The organism is Burkholderia anthina (genome assembly GCF_001547525.1).
Lineage (GTDB): Bacteria > Pseudomonadota > Gammaproteobacteria > Burkholderiales > Burkholderiaceae > Burkholderia > Burkholderia semiarida.
On sequence record NZ_CM003769.1, the window covers coordinates 560,106 to 580,350 of the forward strand.

Annotated in this window: 15 protein-coding genes; 14 read left to right on the top strand and 1 reads right to left on the bottom strand. The window is 64.0% G+C overall.

Going from position 1 to position 20,245, the window contains the following annotated elements:
• The first annotated feature begins 35 nt into the window (after positions 1 to 35).
• The 10 genes from WS64_RS18735 to WS64_RS18775 all read left to right on the top strand — a co-directional run bounded on the left by WS64_RS18735 (position 36) and on the right by WS64_RS18775 (position 15,243).
• The gene (locus WS64_RS18735) at positions 36 to 2,021 is read left to right on the top strand and encodes a gamma-glutamyltransferase family protein (RefSeq protein ID WP_060967272.1); all 1,986 of its coding nucleotides are present in this window, start codon (positions 36 to 38) and stop codon (positions 2,019 to 2,021) included.
• Positions 2,022 to 2,392: 371 nt separating this feature from the next.
• Positions 2,393 to 2,935 carry a hypothetical protein gene (locus WS64_RS18740; protein ID WP_060967273.1) on the top strand — a complete coding sequence of 181 codons (543 nt, stop codon included), beginning with the start codon at positions 2,393 to 2,395 and terminating at the stop codon, positions 2,933 to 2,935.
• 318 nt (positions 2,936 to 3,253) lie between these two features.
• Positions 3,254 to 3,439 (top strand): hypothetical protein, encoded by a 186-nt coding sequence (locus tag WS64_RS34395; RefSeq protein ID WP_155720451.1) that lies wholly within the window; start codon positions 3,254 to 3,256, stop codon positions 3,437 to 3,439.
• A gap of 686 nt (positions 3,440 to 4,125) precedes the next feature.
• Complete coding sequence (locus WS64_RS18745; protein ID WP_244166617.1) at positions 4,126 to 5,295, top strand: ornithine cyclodeaminase family protein; 1,170 nt, start codon at positions 4,126 to 4,128, stop codon at positions 5,293 to 5,295.
• On the top strand, positions 5,289 to 6,671 hold the full coding sequence (locus WS64_RS18750; protein WP_060967275.1) for an alanine racemase: 1,383 nt from the start codon (positions 5,289 to 5,291) through the stop codon (positions 6,669 to 6,671). The genes WS64_RS18745 and WS64_RS18750 overlap by 7 nt, the downstream gene beginning before the upstream one ends.
• A 2-nt stretch (positions 6,672 to 6,673) precedes the next feature.
• On the top strand, positions 6,674 to 7,711 hold the full coding sequence (locus WS64_RS18755) for a cysteine synthase family protein (RefSeq protein WP_060967276.1): 1,038 nt from the start codon (positions 6,674 to 6,676) through the stop codon (positions 7,709 to 7,711).
• Positions 7,708 to 9,084, top strand: coding sequence for an MATE family efflux transporter (locus tag WS64_RS18760; RefSeq protein WP_060967277.1), 1,377 nt, complete (start codon positions 7,708 to 7,710; stop codon positions 9,082 to 9,084). Before WS64_RS18755 ends, WS64_RS18760 begins: the two co-directional genes overlap by 4 nt.
• A 1,014-nt stretch (positions 9,085 to 10,098) precedes the next feature.
• Positions 10,099 to 10,875 (top strand): helix-turn-helix transcriptional regulator, encoded by a 777-nt coding sequence (locus WS64_RS18765; RefSeq protein ID WP_244166589.1) that lies wholly within the window; start codon positions 10,099 to 10,101, stop codon positions 10,873 to 10,875.
• Between the two features lie 12 nt (positions 10,876 to 10,887).
• On the top strand, positions 10,888 to 11,136 hold the full coding sequence (locus WS64_RS18770) for a hypothetical protein (protein WP_060967278.1): 249 nt from the start codon (positions 10,888 to 10,890) through the stop codon (positions 11,134 to 11,136).
• Positions 11,137 to 11,217: 81 nt separating this feature from the next.
• A complete protein-coding gene (locus tag WS64_RS18775; protein WP_060967279.1) occupies positions 11,218 to 15,243 on the top strand; it encodes a DUF3683 domain-containing protein in 4,026 nt (1,341 codons plus the stop codon).
• A gap of 49 nt (positions 15,244 to 15,292) precedes the next feature.
• Here WS64_RS18775 and WS64_RS18780 read toward each other — a convergent pair whose 3' ends face one another.
• On the bottom strand, positions 15,293 to 16,045 hold the full coding sequence (locus WS64_RS18780) for a thioesterase II family protein (RefSeq protein ID WP_059642203.1): 753 nt from the start codon (positions 16,043 to 16,045) through the stop codon (positions 15,293 to 15,295).
• 303 nt (positions 16,046 to 16,348) lie between these two features.
• Between WS64_RS18780 and WS64_RS18785 the strand changes: the two genes are divergently transcribed.
• From WS64_RS18785 to WS64_RS18800, 4 genes are all read left to right on the top strand, one after another.
• On the top strand, positions 16,349 to 17,059 hold the full coding sequence (locus WS64_RS18785; RefSeq protein WP_059583855.1) for an ABC transporter ATP-binding protein: 711 nt from the start codon (positions 16,349 to 16,351) through the stop codon (positions 17,057 to 17,059).
• Positions 17,056 to 18,447 (top strand): ABC transporter permease, encoded by a 1,392-nt coding sequence (locus tag WS64_RS18790; RefSeq protein ID WP_059642209.1) that lies wholly within the window; start codon positions 17,056 to 17,058, stop codon positions 18,445 to 18,447. Before WS64_RS18785 ends, WS64_RS18790 begins: the two co-directional genes overlap by 4 nt.
• 61 nt (positions 18,448 to 18,508) lie before the next feature.
• Positions 18,509 to 18,943, top strand: a complete 435-nt coding sequence (locus tag WS64_RS18795) for a FixH family protein (protein WP_244166591.1) — start codon at positions 18,509 to 18,511, stop codon at positions 18,941 to 18,943.
• A gap of 59 nt (positions 18,944 to 19,002) precedes the next feature.
• Positions 19,003 to 20,145, top strand: coding sequence for a DJ-1/PfpI family protein (locus tag WS64_RS18800; RefSeq protein WP_060967281.1), 1,143 nt, complete (start codon positions 19,003 to 19,005; stop codon positions 20,143 to 20,145).
• The last annotated feature ends 100 nt before the right edge of the window (positions 20,146 to 20,245 follow it).

Below are 20,245 nucleotides of genomic sequence, written 5' to 3' on the forward strand. Positions count from 1 at the left end.
CCCATCGCAACGATCGACAGGAACATCGGCAGACAATGCACAGAACAGCGATTTTTCCGTATGCGTCCGCGTTGCTCGCGGCAGCCCTGCTGACCGCCTGTGGCGGCGACGTCGAGAACGAGGCGGCCCGCACGACCGCGCCTTCCGCCGATGCGAGCTGCCTCGCGGTCGACAACAGCGGCGCGACGGTCGTGGTGGGCTCGAACCAGCCGGGCGACCCGTCGCTGCCGGAAGCGTCGTCGGGCTATCGCACCGGGATGAAGCCCGTCTATGCGAAAACGTACCTCGTGGCAACGTCGAACGCGTACGCGAGCGCGGCCGGTTGCGCGGTGTTGAAGAAGGGCGGCACGGCCGCCGACGCGGCGGTCGCCGTGCAGGCCGTGCTGGGCCTGACGGTGCCCGAGGCGACGGGCCTCGGCTCGGGCGGCGTGCTGCTCTACTACGATGCGCGCGGCAAGACGCTGCAGGCATACGACGGCCGCGAAACCGCGCCGGCCGCCGCGACCGAGAACTACCTGCGCTACGTCGATGACGCCACCGATCATTCGGCGCCGCTGCCGAGCGCGCGCGCGAGCGGCCGCTCGATCGGCACGATCGGCGTGCCGCGGCTCATCGAGGCGCTGCAACAGGATCACGGCCGCTTGCCGTGGCAGAGCCTGTTCGGCGATGCGATCACGCTCGCGACCAACGGTTTCCCGATCGGCGGCCGGCTGGCCGACGCGATCGCCGCGAATGCCGCGAACCTGAAGCGCGACCCCGAAGCCGCCGCGTATTTCCTGAACGCCGATGGTTCGCCGAAGACGCTCGGCACCGTTCTGAAGAATCCGGCCTACGCGCGCACGCTGTCGCTGATGGCGCAGTCGGGCGCGAATGCGCTGTATACGGGGCAGATCGCGCAGGACATCGTCGCGAAGATCGCCGCGACGAAGGGCGCGGGCGGCTCGACGCTCACGCCGGGCAAGACGACCGTCGCCGATCTTGCCGCGTATCAGGCGAAGCGCCGCGACCCGGTGTGCACGACCTATCGCAGTTACTGGGTTTGCGGGATGCCGCCGCCGTCGTCGGGCGGCATCGCGGTCGCATCGGCGCTCGGCATCCTCGAGAACTATGACCTGAAGTCGCTGAAACCGACGGCGATCGATCTCGAAGGCGGCAAGCCGACCGTCGCGGGCGTTCACCTCGTTACCGAAGCCGAACGGCTCGCGTATGCCGACCGCGACAAGTACGTGGCCGATACCGACTTCGTGCCGCTGCCGGGCGGCACGTGGAACACGTTGCTGAACAAGCCGTACTTGAAATCGCGCGCGGCGCTGATCGACCCGGCCAAGAGCATGGGTACCGCGCAGCCCGGCAATCTCGGTGCCGTGCCGCTCGGTGTCGACACGACGCTGATCGAGCATGGCACGAACCAGTTCACGATCGTGGATGGCGACGGCAACGTGCTGAGCGCGACGACGACGGTCGAATCGAGCATGGGCTCGTTTCACATGACCAACGGCTTCCTGCTGAACAACCAGTTGACCGACTTCTCCGCGAACCCGCTCGACACGTCCGGCAATCCGGTCGCGAACCGCCTGCAGCCGGGCAAGCGGCCGCGCAGCTCGATGGCGCCGACGATCGTGTTCGGGCAGGCTGCCGACGGCTCGCGCGGCGACTTCGTGATGGCGACAGGTTCGCCGGGCGGCGGCACGATTCCGCAATACGTGGTCAAGACGCTGGTCGGCGCGCTCGACTGGGGGCTCGATGCACAGCAGTCGGCGGGGCTCGTCGATTTCGGCGCGAGCAACAGCCCGACGACCACGATCGGCGGCGAGCATCCGAACGTCAACCCGGCGAACAACGGCGCGAACGATCCGCTGATCACGGGGCTGCTCGCGCTCGGGCACAAGGTATCGACGTCCGCGCAGGCGAGCGGCGTCAACACGGTGATGCGTGTGACGGTCGGCCAGTCGCCCGCGTTGCAGGGCGGCACCGATCCGCGTCGCGAAGGCATCGTGCTCGGCGATACGTTCCGGCCGTAGCCGGGCAGCGTACGCACGGCGCCGGTCCGCTCGTTAGCGGCCGGGCCGTGCATCGTGACGCGGCCGCATCGACGGCCACGCGATCCTCATCCTTCGGAATGCAGATGAGGCGGCCGGCATGAAGCACGTCTGCCGGCCCGGGCCGCGCCCGTCCATCGTCGAATAGAGCGGCCGCCCCGCCGTAAACCTCCGATTGTCAAACAGTGTGAGTCAATCGTCAGCATTTGCAACGGAAGTAACAGTCCCCGCAATTCGATCGTTTTGCACGCCGCCGCCGCTACATTAGCTCCACCTGCCGCATGTCGCGGCGAGGCATGCGACAAGCCGCACGAAGGCGGCCCGCAGCAACAACGTCTTTGGGGAGAATGACCATGAACACGATTCGCACGATTCTGCTGGGTGCCGCTCTGACGGCGATGGCGACTTCGGCTGCATTCGCACAGACGGCCCAGACCGGTGCGCAGGGTTCCGCAGGCGTCGGCGCCCAGGTCCGGACGCCGCTGCTCGGCGGCGGCGTGGGTGTGCAGGCCGGCGGCGGCGCGAATGCGGCAGGTTCGGGTTCGGGCGCGGGCGATGTCGTCGGCGGTGCGCTGAACGGCGTCGGCAAGACGGTCGGCGGCGTGGGCTCGGCAGCCGGCGCGGCGGTCGGCGGCGCGACGCAGGCGGTCGGTTCGGCGGCCGGCGCGACGAAGGATGCGGCGGCGTCGGCCGTCCACGCGACGAAGTCGCACGTGAAGCGCGTCGCGGGCTCGGCGAAGAGCCATGCACAAGGCGCGGTGTCGACCGCGGGCGACGTCGCCGGCGGCGCGAAGGCGAAGGCCGGCGAGGCGCTCGAAGGCACGACGAACTCGGTGCAGGGCGGCGCGTCGGTTGGCGTGAAGGGCTCGGCGTCGGCGCAAGGCGGCGCGCTGTAAGCAGCACGCATCGCGTCACGGCCCGGCCCGCTTCGATGCGGGCCGGGCTTTTCTATTGGGGAAACGCGATGTGTCGTTCACGATGCCTCATGTCGAAACACGGCAGCATGAGTGCATCGATATTGATTAGGACGACATAAATAAAAAAGTGGGTGCTCGACTGAACTCGACGCCGAAAGGAGACGACCATCGGGCCGGGGACACCGGAACGGCGTATCCACCCCGAACATTTCGGCGGCCCCCGATGCGGGGCGCTTTGGCGACTTCAAGGAGCCTATCGTCCAGGCGGCATGTTGAGTGACATCGGAGCGCCGTGGAATGGATGAGCCCGCCTTGTCCGGTGTTTCCGTATCTCTTCACGCTTGGATGCCCGGGCCGCACATTGACAGGCGCAGCAACCTGATGCCGGCGCGCAAGCCGGGCCTTTCGATTCTGCTATCAAGCAGCTATCGGTCGCAATTTTCACTTTCATGGCTCAATGACGATCGCCGTAAAGGTATTTGAAATGATTGAATAAAGTGTTTGCAAGAAAAGTGGTGGCTGGTTTATAAATACGAGCGATTTTCATTCTCTGTCGGCCGCCACCATCGACGTTGATGGGGTTTCAGATTGATGTGACCTTGAGGCCGCCTGCAAAGCAGCTATGCCGACGTTGGGAGAATCCCGCCGAATTTTCTGAACTCGTCAGCCCGTGCCTGATGAACCGCAGGCGAAGCACGGTATTTTCGTTATCGAAGCGATGATTACTTGATCAGCGTCAATTGCGAGTGATCTTGTGGTTCGAATTGACGCCAATGATGAATTTTATAATTCAATTGATTCGGATTGCGAAATTATAAGAGTGGGTTAGATGAAAAATGAAACGGTTGTAAATTACTTTTTTATTACCTGTAATCCCACCTTCGAGAAACGAGATCGCATGATGAATACGCCGCTAAGCATGAAGCACCCGCGGTAATGGAACGTGTCGCCAGTCGACCGACACATCCGATTCAGCTCCACCGAACAATATCGAGAGAAGACGACCGCGAAATGCAACACGCGGTGCATCGGTCGTCGACACCGAAAGCAGCGTATTCGCCCGATGTCAGACAGGCGAGTGCCGGATTTCACACGAGGGAAACAAATGACTCTTTTCGACGGGATCGATCCGTCCGATTCATGGCCGATTTCGAAACCCATTGCACACGATGAATGGCGCGGCGACGAGGCGATCCGGTCCACCGGCGTCGCCCAGTTACATCCATGTTCAAGTCAACCTGCACGCTGCATGCGGCAGGCCCCTTCGATACGTGAAATCCGGTGAGACACGAGTGAATACGATGATATCCACGATGGCAGATGACGCCAAACCCGACGCGGACATTCGGCCGCGGCTCGCGACGCAACCCTCGAAACTCCTGGTGCTTGGCAAGCGCACGATCGACGAACTCGACTACGACCCATCGATGGTGCTCGAAGCCGTCGAACGGGCATACCTTGGCCTCGGCACCGGCGAATCAGACAATCCGCGCAAGCTGATGAGCCAGCCGGCGGACAAGCATTCCGTCGCGTACTCGATGCTGGGTCGAGACGGTGGACGCAGAACGGTCGGTTTCAAGACCTCGTATAAGTTCGATCCGGAACATAACCGCGAACTTCAGAAGTACTACACGACGTTGTTGCTGTTCGACGACGAAACGGGCCTGCCTGTCGCGTTGATGGACGGCAGTCTTGTCGGGTCGCTGCGCACGCCGGCGGTGTCGGCCCTGATCGCGCGCGCGGCGGCGCCGCGGGCGCGAACGGCCCTCGTCGTCGGCACGGGCACGCAGGGGCGGATGGCGGCGCCGTTCCTGCTCACCGCATTGCCGGACATCGAGCGCGTGATCGTGCACGGTCACTACGAGTCGGGAATCGACGCCGTGCGCAATACGCTGAAGCGCTTTCACCCGGATCGTGACATCGAAGTGTCGAAGGATCTCGTCGCCTCCGCGAACGAGGCCGACATCGTGCTGGGCGTGGCTGGCGCCGGTGTATCGGAGGCCGTGCGGCACGCGGCGCTGAAGCCGGGCGCGCTGGCGCTGCTGGTCGGATACGGAATTCATGCTGACGCGCTGCATTGCGCCGATTACCGCATCGCGACGAGCGAGGCGCAAATGCAGGTGACCGGCGCCGATCTCGTGGACGAAGCCGGAAAACTGCCTTCCGTCGACGCCGAGTTGCCGGACATACTGCTGGGCCGCAAGCCTGCACGGCGCAACGACACCGATATCGTTTACGCGTTCAACAGCGGAATGATCGTGACGGACATCGCGCTCGGGCGCGTGCTGGCCGATGCCGCGCTGGCGAAAAGGCTCGGCCGGGAAGTCGAACTATGGTGACGGATATTCCCCGATTGCCCGCGTTGTGGGATCCGCTACTGCGCGATTTCGTGGACGGACATCAGGCGATGATCCACGATCTTGTCGATGGCTTCGACGCACCCATTCATTTCCTGTTTCCAGGGCGCTTCGCGCGCAATGTCGCCGAATTTCAGCGCGTACTGGACGATCGCCAGGTGTCGGGGCGCATTTACTATGCGAAGAAGGCGAACAAGGCGCGATGCTTCGCGCATGCGGCCGCGGCATCCGGGATCGGCGTCGACGTCGCGAGCATGGGCGAATTCTCGGAAGCGTTGGCCGCCGGGGTGTGCGGGACCGATATCGGTGTATCCGGGCCGTCGAAGTCGGAGGCACTGCTGCGGCTCGCGGTTTCGCACGATGCGTTGATCGCGATCGACAGCGAGGAGGAACTCGATCGGCTGATCGCGATCTCGGGACAGGCGAGGCGGGTCGCGCGCATTCTGTTGCGCATGGCGCCCACGGCACGAGGCGATAGTCGATTCGGATCGAGTGCCGAGGCACTCCGCGTTGCGTTGTCGACCTGTGCCGCGACGCAGGCGTCGGTCGCTCTCGAAGGGTTCTCGTTTCATCTGTCCGGTTACAGCGCGATGGAGCGCTGCAATCAGGCCGCGATGGCGATGCGTGCGTGCATGGCTGCTCGTGAACTCGGCCTTGCGCCGAACACGATCAATATCGGCGGCGGCTTCGCGATGTCGTACGCCAGCGAGAGCGACTGGCGCGCATTCCAGCGCGCACACCGGCCGGACGATTACCACGCGAACAAGGTATTCGGCGGCTTCTATCCGTATCACTCTGCCTGCAGCGGCGCGCGGATGCTCGATGCAATCCTGGCGGGCACTCCCGACACGGAGTCCGCAACGCTCGCCGAACTGGCCCGCGAGTATGGCCTGAAAATCATGCTGGAACCGGGGCGTGCACTGCTGGATCAGGCAGGATTCACGGTCTTTGCCGTGCAGGGCGTGAAGGACTGCGGCGACTATGGCATCGCGACCGTCAATGGCACGAGCTTCAGCGTTTCGGAGCAATGGTTCGCCAGCGAATTTCTGCCCGATCCGGAACTGCTGAGCGCGGCGCGCGAGCCCTCGCGATCGCCACGCACGGGCGCGCCTTATCGCGCCTGTGTCGGCGGGGCGAGCTGCCTCGATTCGGACATGCTGACCTGGCGCAAGATCGCATTCGGGCAGCGCCCGGAACCCGGCGATCTGCTGATCTACCCAAACACGGCCGGCTACCAGATGGATTCGAACGAATCTTCATTTCACGAGCTGCCGCTTCCCCCCAAGCTTGTCTTGACACTTGGCGGCGCACGGCCGCGTTGGCGCGTCGATCGCCTCTTCCAGTTTCCGGGAGCCTGACCATGAATGTACGCTTTCTCGGTGAGCAAGCCACGATCACCGTACCTGCGATCGTGTCGAAGGTATCGGATCTTGTCGGCCGCACGCCGTTGTTCGAATTGATTCGCGGCGCCAACGGCGCGCGCATCCTGCTTAAACTCGAGTCGACGAATCCGACCGGCAGCGCCAAGATCCGGATGGCAAGGCAGATGCTCGACGAAGCCGAACGGGACGGGAGTCTCCGGCCGGCCGGGCATGTGATCGAATCGACCTCCGGCAATACGGGCATGGGGCTCGCGCTGTTGTCGGCCGAGCGCGGCTATCGGTTCACCGCGGTCGTGGATCGTCACGCATCGAAAGACAAGTTGCGCGCGATGCAGGCCTTCGGCGCGGCGCTCGTCTACGTGAGCGACGGCGACGAGATCGCGACGGCGGACCGGGACGCACTTGCCAAGCGCATGGCGGCCGACGATCCGCACGGCATCTGGACGGAGCAGCACAACAATCCCGCGAACGGTAACGGTTATCGCGGGCTGGCACATGAGCTGCGCGACATTCTTGGCGACCGGATCGACTTTCTGGTCGGTGCGGTCGGCACCGGCGGGTCGCTGTTCGGCACTGCGCGGGAACTGCTCGCGACCGGCCCGGCGCCGCGAGTCGTCGGCGTCGAGCCCGTCGGCTCGATCGTTTTCGGCGGCGAAGGCGGGCCGTATTATCAGTCCGGCACCGGGACACCGCCCGGCGCCGAGATCGGCGCGTTGGTCGACTATGCGTTGCTCGACGAAGGCTTCAAAGTGACGGACGCGGCCGCATTCAATACGGCACGCCATATCGCACGCAAGAAGTCGCTGCTCGTCGGCGGCTCGGCAGGCGGTGTCATCTGGCATGCGTTGAAGATGTTCGATTCGCTGCCCGCGGGTGCGACACTCGTGGCCCTGGTCTGTGACGGCGGGGAGAAATATCTGGACACGGTGTTCGACGACGACTGGATGCGAGAGCGGAATCTGCTCGACGAGTCGGTTGCTCACGAACTTGAATCGATATTTTCCCGCGCCGTATGAAACTTCATCGGCAAGTCTGGCTCGATGCCAGGCAAATCGGCGTGCTTGCCGCTCCGCTCGTTCTCACGCAGCTCGCACAGGTGGCGCTGACGACCACCGACATCGTCATGATGGGGATGCTTGGCCCGCGCGAGATCGCCGCTGGCGGTCTCGCGCTGACGATCTTCAACCAGTTCCGGACGATGGGAACCGGGCTGGTGACGGGAACCGGCAACCTCGTCGCGTTCGCGAACGGCCAGCACGCGCATGCGGAAATCATGCGGCTGGTGCGGTCCGGCTTTGCGTTGTCGACGCTCGCGGCACTGGTGTTTGCATTGATGATGCTGTGCATCGAAATGCCGCTTGTCTGGCTCGGGCAGGATCCCGACGTCGCGCGGCAAACATCGTTCTATCTGGCGGCGGCCGCGCCCGGCATGTTGCCGTGTCTCTGGTTTCAGGTGCTTCGACAATATACCGTCGGATTGCGCAGGCCTGGGCCGCTATTGGCGATCACGATCGTATCGATCGTCGTCAACGCCGCGCTCGACTATGCATTGATGTTCGGCCGGTTCGGATTTCCGAAGCTCGGCCTGATCGGCATTGCGTGCGCAACCAGTAGCGTGTACCTGCTTTCCTTCATCGCGTTTCTTGCGATCGCAAGGCGCCGGCCGGAACTGTCCGAACACTTGTCGCTCGCCGTCTGGCGGGCCGATGCCGATACGCTGGCGCGGACGTGGCGGATGGGCTTTCCGATTGCGGCGACCTATGGATCCGAGGCTGCGTTCTTCACCGTCCTCACGCTCGTGATCGGGACGCTCGGCGCCGATGCGCTCGCCGCCCAGACAATCGTGAATCAGGTGATCTACATCGTGTTCATGATTTCCGTCGGCTTGTCTCATGCGTCGTCGATCAGCATCAGCCATGCGTGTGCACGGCACGACTATCGCGGGGCGCGTCGACTCGGCTATACCGGGCTCGCGTCGGGCGTCGTGATCATGGTGATCGTCGCGCTGCCATATCTGGTCGCGCCGGCGCGCGTGCTTGCGCCGTTTCTCGATAACCGGGTGGCCGCGAGTGCCGAAGTGCTGCGACTCGCCGGCGGGCTGCTGACGATCGCGGCACTGCTGCAAATCTTCGATTGCAGTCAGAACATCGGCGTTGGCATCTTGCGAGGGCTCGGTGACGTAACGAGTTCGTTCCGGATATCGATCGTCGGATACTGGGTCATCGGTCTGCCGGTCGCCTGGGTGGCCGGTGTGCTGCTGGGATACGGCATCTATGGCATATGGAGCGGACTCGCCATCGGCCTTGCGGCCACGGCGTCGATGTTGCTGCACAAGTTCGAGGGCCGCCTTCGCGCGATGGCGAAACGCCCGTCGGGCGGGCATTCGTGAACTGGCGAGCGGTACCGACGAGCACACGGATACAGATGCGGTGCCAGCATGCCCGGCCATACTGGCCGGCGCCGAATGCACCACCGTTCGCATACTGTCGACCGATGGCAGGACGCCGTTTGTCGCTGTCGCCGCGCCGGCGATGTGCCCGCCGTTCGATCGATCAGGAGCGGGTGTCGCGAGATGCGTCGACCGGCTGGCTGCGTGAATCAGGATTTTTTGCCGATTCAGTCAGGGAATATTCGAACGGACGGGGAAGATTTGACTGCGTTCAGGCAGCAGGATCGGATCAATCGATTTTCCTGAATTATCGGCGTGGCAATTGACTGTCGCAAATTCAAACGATGTAAATAATCGACGGAACTATACGAGCATGCGAAATTGAAATCACGGCGATTTGTAAAGTTTTCTAGCTCGATCGGGCCGTGGCTTCTGAAAAATCGCGCTTGATGTCGAAATATTGAAACGACGTGCGTCAGTTTGTCGCAGGCATGAAACAAAATTCGAATTTTTGCTGTAACTAGATAGAAAGCTTCATTACATATTTTTTTCGAAAGGTAATGTTTCTGTCTTCTGTCCTCCGATATACTTGCGCAGCGCCAGGTTTAGAGAATGAAGTCTAGGCGTGAAGTTCAGCCGCCGGCTCTTCAATTGGCCATTGTCTGGCTTGCGGCTGGTGAATGAATACATTTCGACATCGCGTGCGTGGATGAAATCGTTCTGTCATTAGGGCATGTGAAGTCCGGTTTCAATAATTGGCATGTTAATAATTCAGATGTTAATCATTCGGCGTCGTTGATCCGTACTCCTTGACAAATATTTGTTCTTGAAGCATGGCATCGCGAGCGATGCTTGACTTGATGTTGTCATCGAATATTGGCCAGTGCCGATGTACAGGGAGTAAGCGCCAGGTGCCGGCAATCCGTTACGGTCTTGAAGCTTGGGTAAATAAATCGGATTGCCACGGCGCGTCGACGATCAAGAACCTTGTCTTTTCAATAAGGGCCCGGAAAATTGGAGACCTTTTCTCGCATCATCGGCGAGATTCTTCGTCCCAACGGTTTGACCGAGGGGATCGATCAGCTCGCGGAAAAAATTGGACGAGTGATTCCGTTCGACAAGTGTTTGATTTTGCATGGAGGAAGCGGCGATGCAGCTTCTCACGGACTGATATATCGCTATGGTGCCGCGAACGACGCCGGAACCCGACGAGGCCTGACGCTGTTTGGAGCCGGGATCGACATTGATCGATATTTGAGTTGCTTCGCCTTGTCGGATCGTCAGGATCATACATTTCGCTGGCGCGATCTCGACGGGGAATTGCCGCAACGTGATGCGCAGGTCAACGATGTCGCGTCATACATGCGCGGGCAGGGGGTGGTCGCTTGTATTGGCGCGCCGCCCGGCGATTCGACGGCCATTCGGACCGTTTTGCAGTTGAAGTGCGAAGACACGACGTTGCATTCGGCGTTGCTCGTCAGTCTCATTGCCATGCATTTGCATGCAGCACTGACCCAGAAGATTGCGAGACAGAGCCGGGAAGCCGTCGAATCACCTGCGGCAGGCTTCGAGCCGAATGCTTGCGCGGACCCGAACAGGATTCAGTTCACGAGAAAGGAATCCGATGTAATCAAATGGGTAGTCGAAGGCAAGACTGCGTGGGAAATTGGCCGAATACTTTCGATGTCGGAAAGAACGGTCAAGTTTCATCTGACGAATGTGTATGAAAAACTGCGTGTTTCGAACAGGGCGCAGGCGGTGGCGAAGGTTAGCCGTCTGGGATTGATCTAGGAGAGTTCGGGAATGTCTTTCAAGGAAAAGGTCAAGGCATTTGTCGCGCGTCATGGGTTGACGTACAAAGCCTATATTTTGTCGATCCTCTTTCTGCCGCCTGCCGCGCTTTATATCGCATGGAAGCGGCCGGGCTTGCCGGTCCCGGGCCGTGTCCTGCTGTGCGTGACCGGGGTGCTTGCGCCTCCGTTGATCGGCATAGCCACGGCGATGATCCTGAAGAGTGCGTTCGATCTGGTCCGGAGCGCCATTTCCGTTTAGTTTGCCTGCTGCCTGCCGAATACGATTCCGCTTTCCCGAGCGTGGTTCTCGATCGCATCATCATTCATTTCATAGACGCCAATGAATGCCCGACTGCCAAGCGTACATTTGCTAGATCGTGTTCGGGCAATAGCAGGATTACATGAACCGTCGCGCAATATTCCGTATAACTACACGTCGTTTTCCGATCGCGAGATCGTGATTCGCCTGCTCGGCGAAGAGGGGTGGTCGGTGCTCGACGAACTGCGCGCCGAGCGCCGCACGGGCCGCTCGGCGCGGCTGCTCTGCGAAGTGCTCGGCGACATCTGGGTCGTGCGCCGCAACCCGTATCTGCAGGACGACCTGCTCGATAACCGAACGCGTCGCGCGTTCCTGATCGCCACGCTGCATGACCGGCTGTCCGAAATTGCAAGACGTCGCCGGGTGAGTGTGAGCGGATGGTACGACGCCGCCGGCCGCGAACGCGCATCGCGCGTCGAGATGCTGGAAGCGGCGGCGCAGCGCGCGGTCGACGAATTCGCCGACGAATTCGACAAGATGGCCGAGCTGCGCCGCCGCGCGACCAAGGCGCTCGGCCGCTGCACGCAGAAGGACAACATCCGCTTCGACGGGCTGTCGCGCGTGTCGCACGTGACCGACGCGACCGACTGGCGCGTCGAATACCCGTTCGTCGTGCTGACGCCCGACACCGAAGCCGAGATCGCCGCGCTGATCAAGGCGTGCTTCGAGCTCGGCCTGACCGTGATCCCGCGCGGCGGCGGCACCGGCTACACGGGCGGCGCGGTGCCGCTCACGCCGTTCTCCGCGGTGATCAACACCGAGAAGCTCGAACAGCTCGGCGCGGTCGAGCTCACCGAGCTGCCGGGCGTCGCGCACAAGGTGCCGACGATCTTCTCCGGCGCGGGCGTCGTCACGCGCCGCGTGACCGAAGCGGCGGAAGCGGCCGGCTACGTGTTCGCGGTCGATCCGACCTCGCTCGACGCCTCGTGCATCGGCGGCAACGTCGCGATGAACGCGGGCGGCAAGAAGGCCGTGCTGTGGGGCACCGCGCTCGACAACCTGGCGTGGTGGCGGATGGTCGACCCGGACGGCAACTGGCTCGAAGTCACGCGCCACGAGCACAATCAGGGCAAGATCCACGACATCGCGGTCGCGCGCTTCGAGCTGAAGTGGTTCGACGGCACGTACGCGCCGGGCGAGAAGCTGCTGAAGACCGAGATGCTCGAGATCGAAGGCCGGCGCTTTCGCAAGGAAGGGCTCGGCAAGGACGTGACCGACAAGTTCCTCGCCGGCCTGCCGGGCGTGCAGAAGGAAGGCTGCGACGGGCTGATCACGTCCGCGCGCTGGGTGCTGCACAAGATGCCCGCGCACACGCGCACCGTCTGCCTCGAATTCTTCGGCCAGGCGCGCGAGGCGATCCCGAGCATCGTCGAGATCAAGGACTACCTGTTCGAGACCTCGAAGCAGGGCGGCGCGATCCTCGCGGGCCTCGAGCATCTCGACGAGCGCTACCTGCGCGCGGTCGGCTACGCGACCAAGAGCAAGCGCAATGCGTTCCCGAAGATGGTGCTGATCGGCGACATCGTCGGCGACGACGCCGACGCGGTCGCGCACGCGACGTCCGAAGTGATCCGGATGGCGAACGGCAAGAGCGGCGAAGGCTTCGTCGCGGTCAGCGCGGAGGCGCGCAAGCGCTTCTGGCTGGACCGCAGCCGCACGGCGGCGATCGCGAAGCACACGAACGCGTTCAAGATCAACGAGGACGTCGTGATCCCGCTGAACCGGATGGGCGAGTACACCGACGGCATCGAGCGGATCAACATCGAGCTGTCGCTGAAGAACAAGCTGCAGCTGGTCGACGCGCTCGAGGCGTTCTTCCGTGGCGGCAACCTGCCGCTCGGCAAGACCGACGACGCGAACGAGATCCCGAGCGCGGAACTGCTGGAAGACCGCGTGCAGCAGGCGCTGGAGCTGCTCAAGCGCGTGCGCGCGCGCTGGGAATTCGTGCGCGACCGGCTCGACCAGCCGCTGCGCGAGGCGCAGCACTACCTGGTGCAGCTCGGCTACGAGGCGCTCGCGGAGAAGTTCGCCGATCGCGCGGACGAGCAGCCGGGCGCGACCGTGTTCCACGTCACGCAGGACCGCACGGTGCGCATCTCGTGGAAGCAGGAGATCCGCGCGGAACTGCGCGCGATCTTCAACGGCGGCGCGTTCAAGCCGATCCTCGACGAAGCGCAGGCGATCCACAAGCGCGTGCTGCGCGCGCGCGTGTTCGTCGCGCTGCACATGCACGCGGGCGACGGCAACGTGCACACGAACATCCCGGTCAACTCCGACAACTACGAGATGCTGCAGGACGCGCACGCGGCCGTCGCGCGCATCATGACGCTCGCGCGCTCGCTCGACGGCGTGATTTCCGGCGAGCACGGGATCGGCATCACGAAGCTCGAGTTCCTGACCGAGGACGAGATCGCCGAATTCCGCGCATACAAGCAGCGCGTGGACCCGAACGGCCGCTTCAACAAGGGCAAGCTGCTCGAGGGCGCCGATCTGCGCAATGCGTACACGCCGAGCTTCGGGCTGATGGGCTACGAGTCGCTGATCATGCAGCAGTCCGACATCGGCGCGATCGCCGATTCGGTGAAGGACTGCCTGCGCTGCGGCAAGTGCAAGCCGGTGTGCGCGACCCACGTGCCGCGCGCGAACCTGCTGTACAGCCCGCGCAACAAGATCCTCGCGACGTCGCTGCTGGTCGAGGCGTTCCTGTACGAGGAGCAGACGCGCCGCGGCGTGTCGATCAAGCACTGGGACGAGTTCAACGACGTGGCCGACCACTGCACGGTGTGCCACAAGTGCGCGACGCCGTGCCCGGTGAAGATCGACTTCGGCGACGTGACGATGAACATGCGCAACCTGTTGCGCAAGATGGGCAAGAAGAAGTTCAACGCGGGCAACGCGGCGGGCATGTTCTTCCTGAACGCGACCAATCCGCAGACGATCAACGTCGCGCGCGGCGTGATGATGGGGGTGGGCTACAAGGTGCAGCGCTTCGCGAACGACATGCTGAAGAAGGTCGTGACGAAGCAGACGCAGCACCCGCCGGCGACGACGGGCAAGCCGCCGGCGGTCGAGCAGGTGATCCACTTCGTGAACAAGAAGATGCCGGGCAACCTGCCGAAGAAGACGGCGCGCGCGTTGCTGGACATCGAGGACAACAAGATCGTGCCGATCATCCGCGACCCGAAGTCGACGACCGTCGATTCGGAAGCGGTGTTCTACTTCCCGGGCTGCGGCTCCGAGCGGCTGTTCTCGCAGGTGGGGCTGGCGACGCAGGCGATGCTGTGGGAGGCGGGCGTGCAGACGGTGCTGCCGCCGGGCTACCTGTGCTGCGGCTATCCGCAGCGCGGCTCGGGCCAGTACGACAAGGCCGAGAAGATCGTGACGGACAACCGCGTGCTGTTCCACCGGGTGGCGAACACGCTGAACTACCTGGACATCAAGACGGTGGTGGTGTCGTGCGGCACGTGCTACGACCAGCTCGCGGGCTACGAATTCGACAAGATCTTCCCGGGCTGCCGGATCATCGACATCCACGAGTTCCTGCTGGAGAAGGGGATGAGGCTCGACGGCGTGACGGGCACGCGCTACATGTACCACGACCCGTGCCACACGCCGATCAAGACGATGGACCCGGTGAAGCTGGTCAACGAGCTGATGGGTTCGGAGAAGGACGGCTACAAGATCGAGAAGAACGATCGCTGCTGCGGCGAATCGGGCACGCTGGCGGTCACGCGGCCGGACATCTCGACGCAGGTGCGCTTCCGCAAGGAAGAGGAGATTCGCAAGGGCGCGGCGAAGCTGCGTGCGATTCCGGTGGTGGCGGGCGATGCGGCGGCGCCGGCGGCCGCTACCGCGGCCGGCCCGGACGTGAAGATCCTGACGAGCTGCCCGTCGTGCCTGCAGGGGCTGTCGCGCTACGGCGAGGACGCGAACCTCGAAGCGGACTACATCGTGGTCGAGATCGCGCGCCAGGTGCTCGGCGAGAACTGGATGGCCGATTATGTCGCACGCGCCAACCATGGCGGGATCGAGCGCGTGATGCTGTGACGGGACGACCTCGCAGCCGATGCGGCGCGACCGGTTCTCCGTATCGAAGCTATGCCTGTGCGGCCAGCGTCGCGACCACGCGATCCTGAAGCTCGCGTTCCCGGGCATGGATGAAGAAATGATCGCCGTCGAACCGATGAAGGGAGAACGGTCCGTCGCTGTAGCGGCGCCATTCGCGAAGCGCGTCGATATCGACATGCGGATCGTGCAGGCCGCCGAATACGGTCAGCCCGCACCGCAACGCGAATGGCGCATCGGTGCAATATCCTTCGGCGAGCGCCAGATCGGCGCGCAGCGCGCGCAGGAAATGCCGAAGCCAGTCCGGCTCCGACAGCAACGCATCCGGTGTGCCGCCCATCGTTTTCAGCCAACCGATGAGGTCCGGTTCCGGCAACCGATGAATCGAGAGCGGACGCGGTGCGACATGCGGCGCGCGGTGCGCTGCACAGAACGCATGAACGGGCCCGCGAAGCCGTCGTCGATCGAGCTCCTTCAACCATTCGATACCGACGACACTGCCGAAACTGTACCCGAAGGTGCCGAATGGCTTGTCGAGGAGCCCGCTCGCGGCCGTGGCCAACGCATCCGTCATCGCATCCAGCGACGTGGGCGGCGCTTCCGAGAAACGCGTCTGGCGTCCCGGCAGTTCGACCGCGACGACTTCGATCCAGTCGGGCAGATCGAGCGCCCAGCGCCGATAGAGCAGCGAGCCGGCACCGGCGTACGGGAAGCAGAACAGCCGGTGCGTGGCCGCGGGTTGCGGGCGATGCAGGATGAACCAGGGCGTGATCTTGACTGGCATGCCGATTGGGAACGGAAGTCGTGACGAGACGCGGCCGCGATTCGATCGGGGGCGGCGCGCCGATGACGGTGCAGCGTAATCTCAAGGGCCGGCGACGTGTGCCGTCCGACGGTACAGGTTGACGATCCCTCCCGGCCGTGATTGTTCGCGAATGCGGGACGCGACATGCCATCCCGGCATCGCGTTCGCGCGCGGACGCTGCCCCAACGAACAGGTTTTTCCGTACACGCAAGTTGGTATTCTGCGCTGCGCGATCGTCCTGCACCGTGCTGTCGCGGCCTGCCAACTTCGTACATCGAGACCATGAACGCCGTAATACTCGAAGCCGTTGAAAAGTCGTATCTGATGGGCTCCGTCAACGTGACCGCGCTGCGCGACGTCACGCTCGACATCCGTGACGGAAGACTGACCGTCATTGCCGGCGCGTCCGGCAGCGGGAAGTCGACGTTGCTGAATCTTGTCGGGTGCGTGGACCGGCCCGATCGCGGCCGCATCGTCGTGGCGGGCGAAGAGGTCGGCCGTTTGTCGGACGACGCGCTGTCGGATTTTCGTGCCCGCCGGCTCGGTTTCGTCTTCCAGAACTTCAATCTGCTGCCGGTGCTCACGGCGCACGAAAACGTCGAATATCCGCTGCTTCTCGCGGGCACGCGATTGACGGAGTCCGAGCGGGCGCTGAAGGTGCGGGACATGCTCGATGCGGTCGGCCTGGCCGACAAGGCGCACCATCGTCCGGGACAGATGTCGGGCGGCCAGCGGCAACGGGTCGCGATCGCACGCGCACTCGTCGCGTCGCCGAACCTCGTGCTGGCGGACGAGCCGACCGCCAATCTGGACAGCAAGACCGGCCAGCAGATCATCGCGCTGATGCGGCGCTTGCAGCGGGAGCGGCGCGTCTCGTTCGTGATTTCGTCGCATGATCCGCAGGTCATCGCGGCGGGCGACGACGTCGTCCATATTGCCGACGGGATCGTGTCCGACGTGACCCGCACGGACGAGCAGGAGGCGTTCGCATGAAGACATTTTCGCTCGCGCTCCGCAATCTGCTGCGCAACCGCCGTCGCTCGATCACGACCTTGCTTGCGATGATCGTCGGCGCGCACGCGGTGCTGCTGTTCGGCGGCTATACGCGCAACATCACGTATGGTCTGCAAACCGATTACGTGAAGTACGGCGGCCACCTGCAGATCGAACGCAAGGGGTTCTACGAGTTCGGCAGCGGCAATCCTTCCGAGTACGGGATCGACAACTACGAAGCGATCATCGACGCGGTGAAGGCCGACCCGGTACTGGCGACGATGGTGCTCGTCGCGACGCCCACGCTGCAGTTGCAGGGCATCGCGGGCAACTTCGACGCGGGGTTGTCGCGTACCGCGCTCGCGCTCGGCGTGCGCGTGGACGACCAGAACCGGATGCGCGCCTGGAACGACTATCGCTTCCCCGTGACGATCCCGCCGATGGCGCTGACCGGAACGACGGGCGACGCAGCCGTGATCGGTACGGGCCTCGCGCGTGTACTCGAACTGTGCGGGCCGCTCAAGGTGCCCGACTGCAAACCGCCCAGGAAGTCCGCGGACGCCACGCCTGCCTCGCCGCTTCCGGGCGATATCGCGGCCCTTGCCGAGGGAACGCGCGCGGCGCCGGCCGCCGGGACGAGCGGCCGGCGGATCGAACTGCTTGCGGCGACCGCGCGCGGTGCGCCGAACGTGGCGGAACTGCAGGTCGTGAAAGCGGAACGACAGGGCATCAAGGAATACGACGACATGTACGTCGGCCTGCATCTCGCGCAAGCGCAACGACTCGTGTACGGCACCGAGCAGCCGAAGGCCACGGCGATCGTCGTCCAGTTGCGCCACACGTCGGATTTGCCTGCCGCGAAGGCGCGGCTCGAGACGCTGCTCAAAACGAAATTCGCCGGTACGGACACGGAAGTCGTGGATTACACGGTGCTGAACCCGTTCTATGGTCAAGCGCTTGCGATGTTCGCGACGCTGTTCGGTTTTGTCGCACTGCTGATCGCCGCGATCGTGCTGTTTACCGTGGGCAACACGATGAGCACGGCGGTGTTCGAGCGCACGGTCGAAATCGGAACGCTGCGCGCGATGGGGTTGCGCCGCGCCGGCGTGCGGCGCCTGTTCCTGTGCGAAGGGCTGCTGCTCGGCGTGATCGGCGCGGTGCTCGGCGTCGCCAGCGCGGCGCTGCTCGCCGGCGTCATCAATGTCAGCGGTCTGACGTGGACGCCGCCGGGCCGCTCGCCGGTGCCGCTGATCATTCGCGTGTGGGGCGAGAACGACCTGATCGTCGGCACCGCGATCGGCCTGCTCGTGGTGTCGATGCTGTCCGCGTTGCTGCCCGCGCGCCGCGCGTCGCGCATGGAGATCGTCGATGCGCTCCGCTACGCGTGATCGAGCGGCCGCATCGGGCGTCGTTGAAATGTCAATGAAATCGATTCGTCGGCGGATCGTCATGTTAGCCTTCGCCGGGAGCTGCATCGCCATGCTCGGCGCATGCGGCGCACCGGCCGAGCAGTCGGTTCCCGCGGGTCTGAATCTGTCGTTGACGCGAACGACGGCGTCGGGCGCGTACGTCGTGACGCTCGATCCGCCCACGACACCGCCGCCGCTGAACCGGATCCATGTCTGGACGGTTAGCGTGAGCCGTGCGTCGGGCGAGCCCGTGCGCGGTGCGCGCATCGACGTGAGCGGCGGGATGCCGCAGCACGGGCACGGTCTGCCGACGCGCCCCCGCGTGGTCGAGATCGACGGAAACGGTGCGTATCGGCTGCAGGGGATGAAGTTCAGCATGCCCGGCTGGTGGACGATCACGCTGAAGGTCCGGGACGCGCAGCGCGACGACGACGTGACGTTCAACGTCGTGTTGCCGGCGGCGGCGGCGTCATGACGGCCGGCACGGGCGCCATGCCTGATTACTGGATGAGTTCCATACACGGAGAGGCTTCAATGCGAAAAGTCATGCTGTACTGGATGATGTTGCTGCTCGCGCCGCTTGCATCGGGCATCGCGAACGTTGCCCATGCGGGGCCCGCGAGCGAAGCGTCGGCGCCGGCAGCGGCCGCGCCCGCGGCGGCACGCGCCGACCGGCTGCCCGCCTATCAGCCGCGCTTCGGGCGCACGCGCCCGATCGTCGCCGTCGTCGGCGAAAACTACTATACCGAGCTGACCGACTACGTCGTTCCCTATGGCATCGTGGCCGAATCGGGCGCGGCGGATCTCGTCGCGCTCGCGACGAAGCCGGGCCCGATCCGGATGTTCCCGGCGCCGATGAACGTCATTCCGGACGAAACCACCGCGCAGTTCGACGAGCGCGTGCCGCAAGGGGCCGACTACGTGATCGTTCCGGCCGTGCATCGCGACAGCGATCCGGCGCTGCTTGCATGGGTGGCCGGGCAGGCGAAGAAGGGCGCGACGATCATCGGCGTGTGCGACGGCGTCTGGGTCGTTGCACGCGCGGGGCTGCTGGAAGGCCGCCGCGCAACGGGGCATTGGTACTCGATGAACGATCTGCGCAAGAAGTTCGCCGATACGCGCTGGGTCGACGGCAAGCGTTACGTTGCCGACGGCAAGGTCGTCACGACGACCGGCGTCACCGCGACGATTCCGGTATCGCTGGCGCTCGTCGAGGCGCTCGCCGGGCACGAACGCGCGCTGCAGGTCGCCGAGCGGCTCGGACGCCCTGCATGGTCGTCCGAGATCGCGACCGACCGCTTCAGCCTCGGATTGCCGGCGATGGCGACGATCGCAACCAACTATGTGTCGTTCTGGTCGCACGAGGATTTCGGTATCCCGATCGCGCCGGGCGTCGACGAAATTGCGCTCGTGCTCGAGGCCGACGCCTATTCGACGACTTTCCGCTCGACCGCCTACACGGTGGCTGCCAGCCGCGAACCCGTGCGCACCCGGCGCGGGCTGACGATCGTTCCCGATCGTGTGGCCGGCGTCGACGCGCCGACGCGGATGCTGTCCGCACCGGTCACGCGCTATCCGTTGCATGCGCTCGATGCATCGCTGAATGCGATCTCGTCCGAATTCGGCAAGCGCACGGCCGCCTGGGTCGCGCTACAGATGCAGTATCCGGGCTACTGAGCTGCGCGTCGCAGCGTCCCCGTACGTCCTCTAGCCAGTCGGTTCTCCGCCCGTTCCGGGCGGGGGCCGCACTCGTCCCCGTCATTCCGTATTTGCCCCG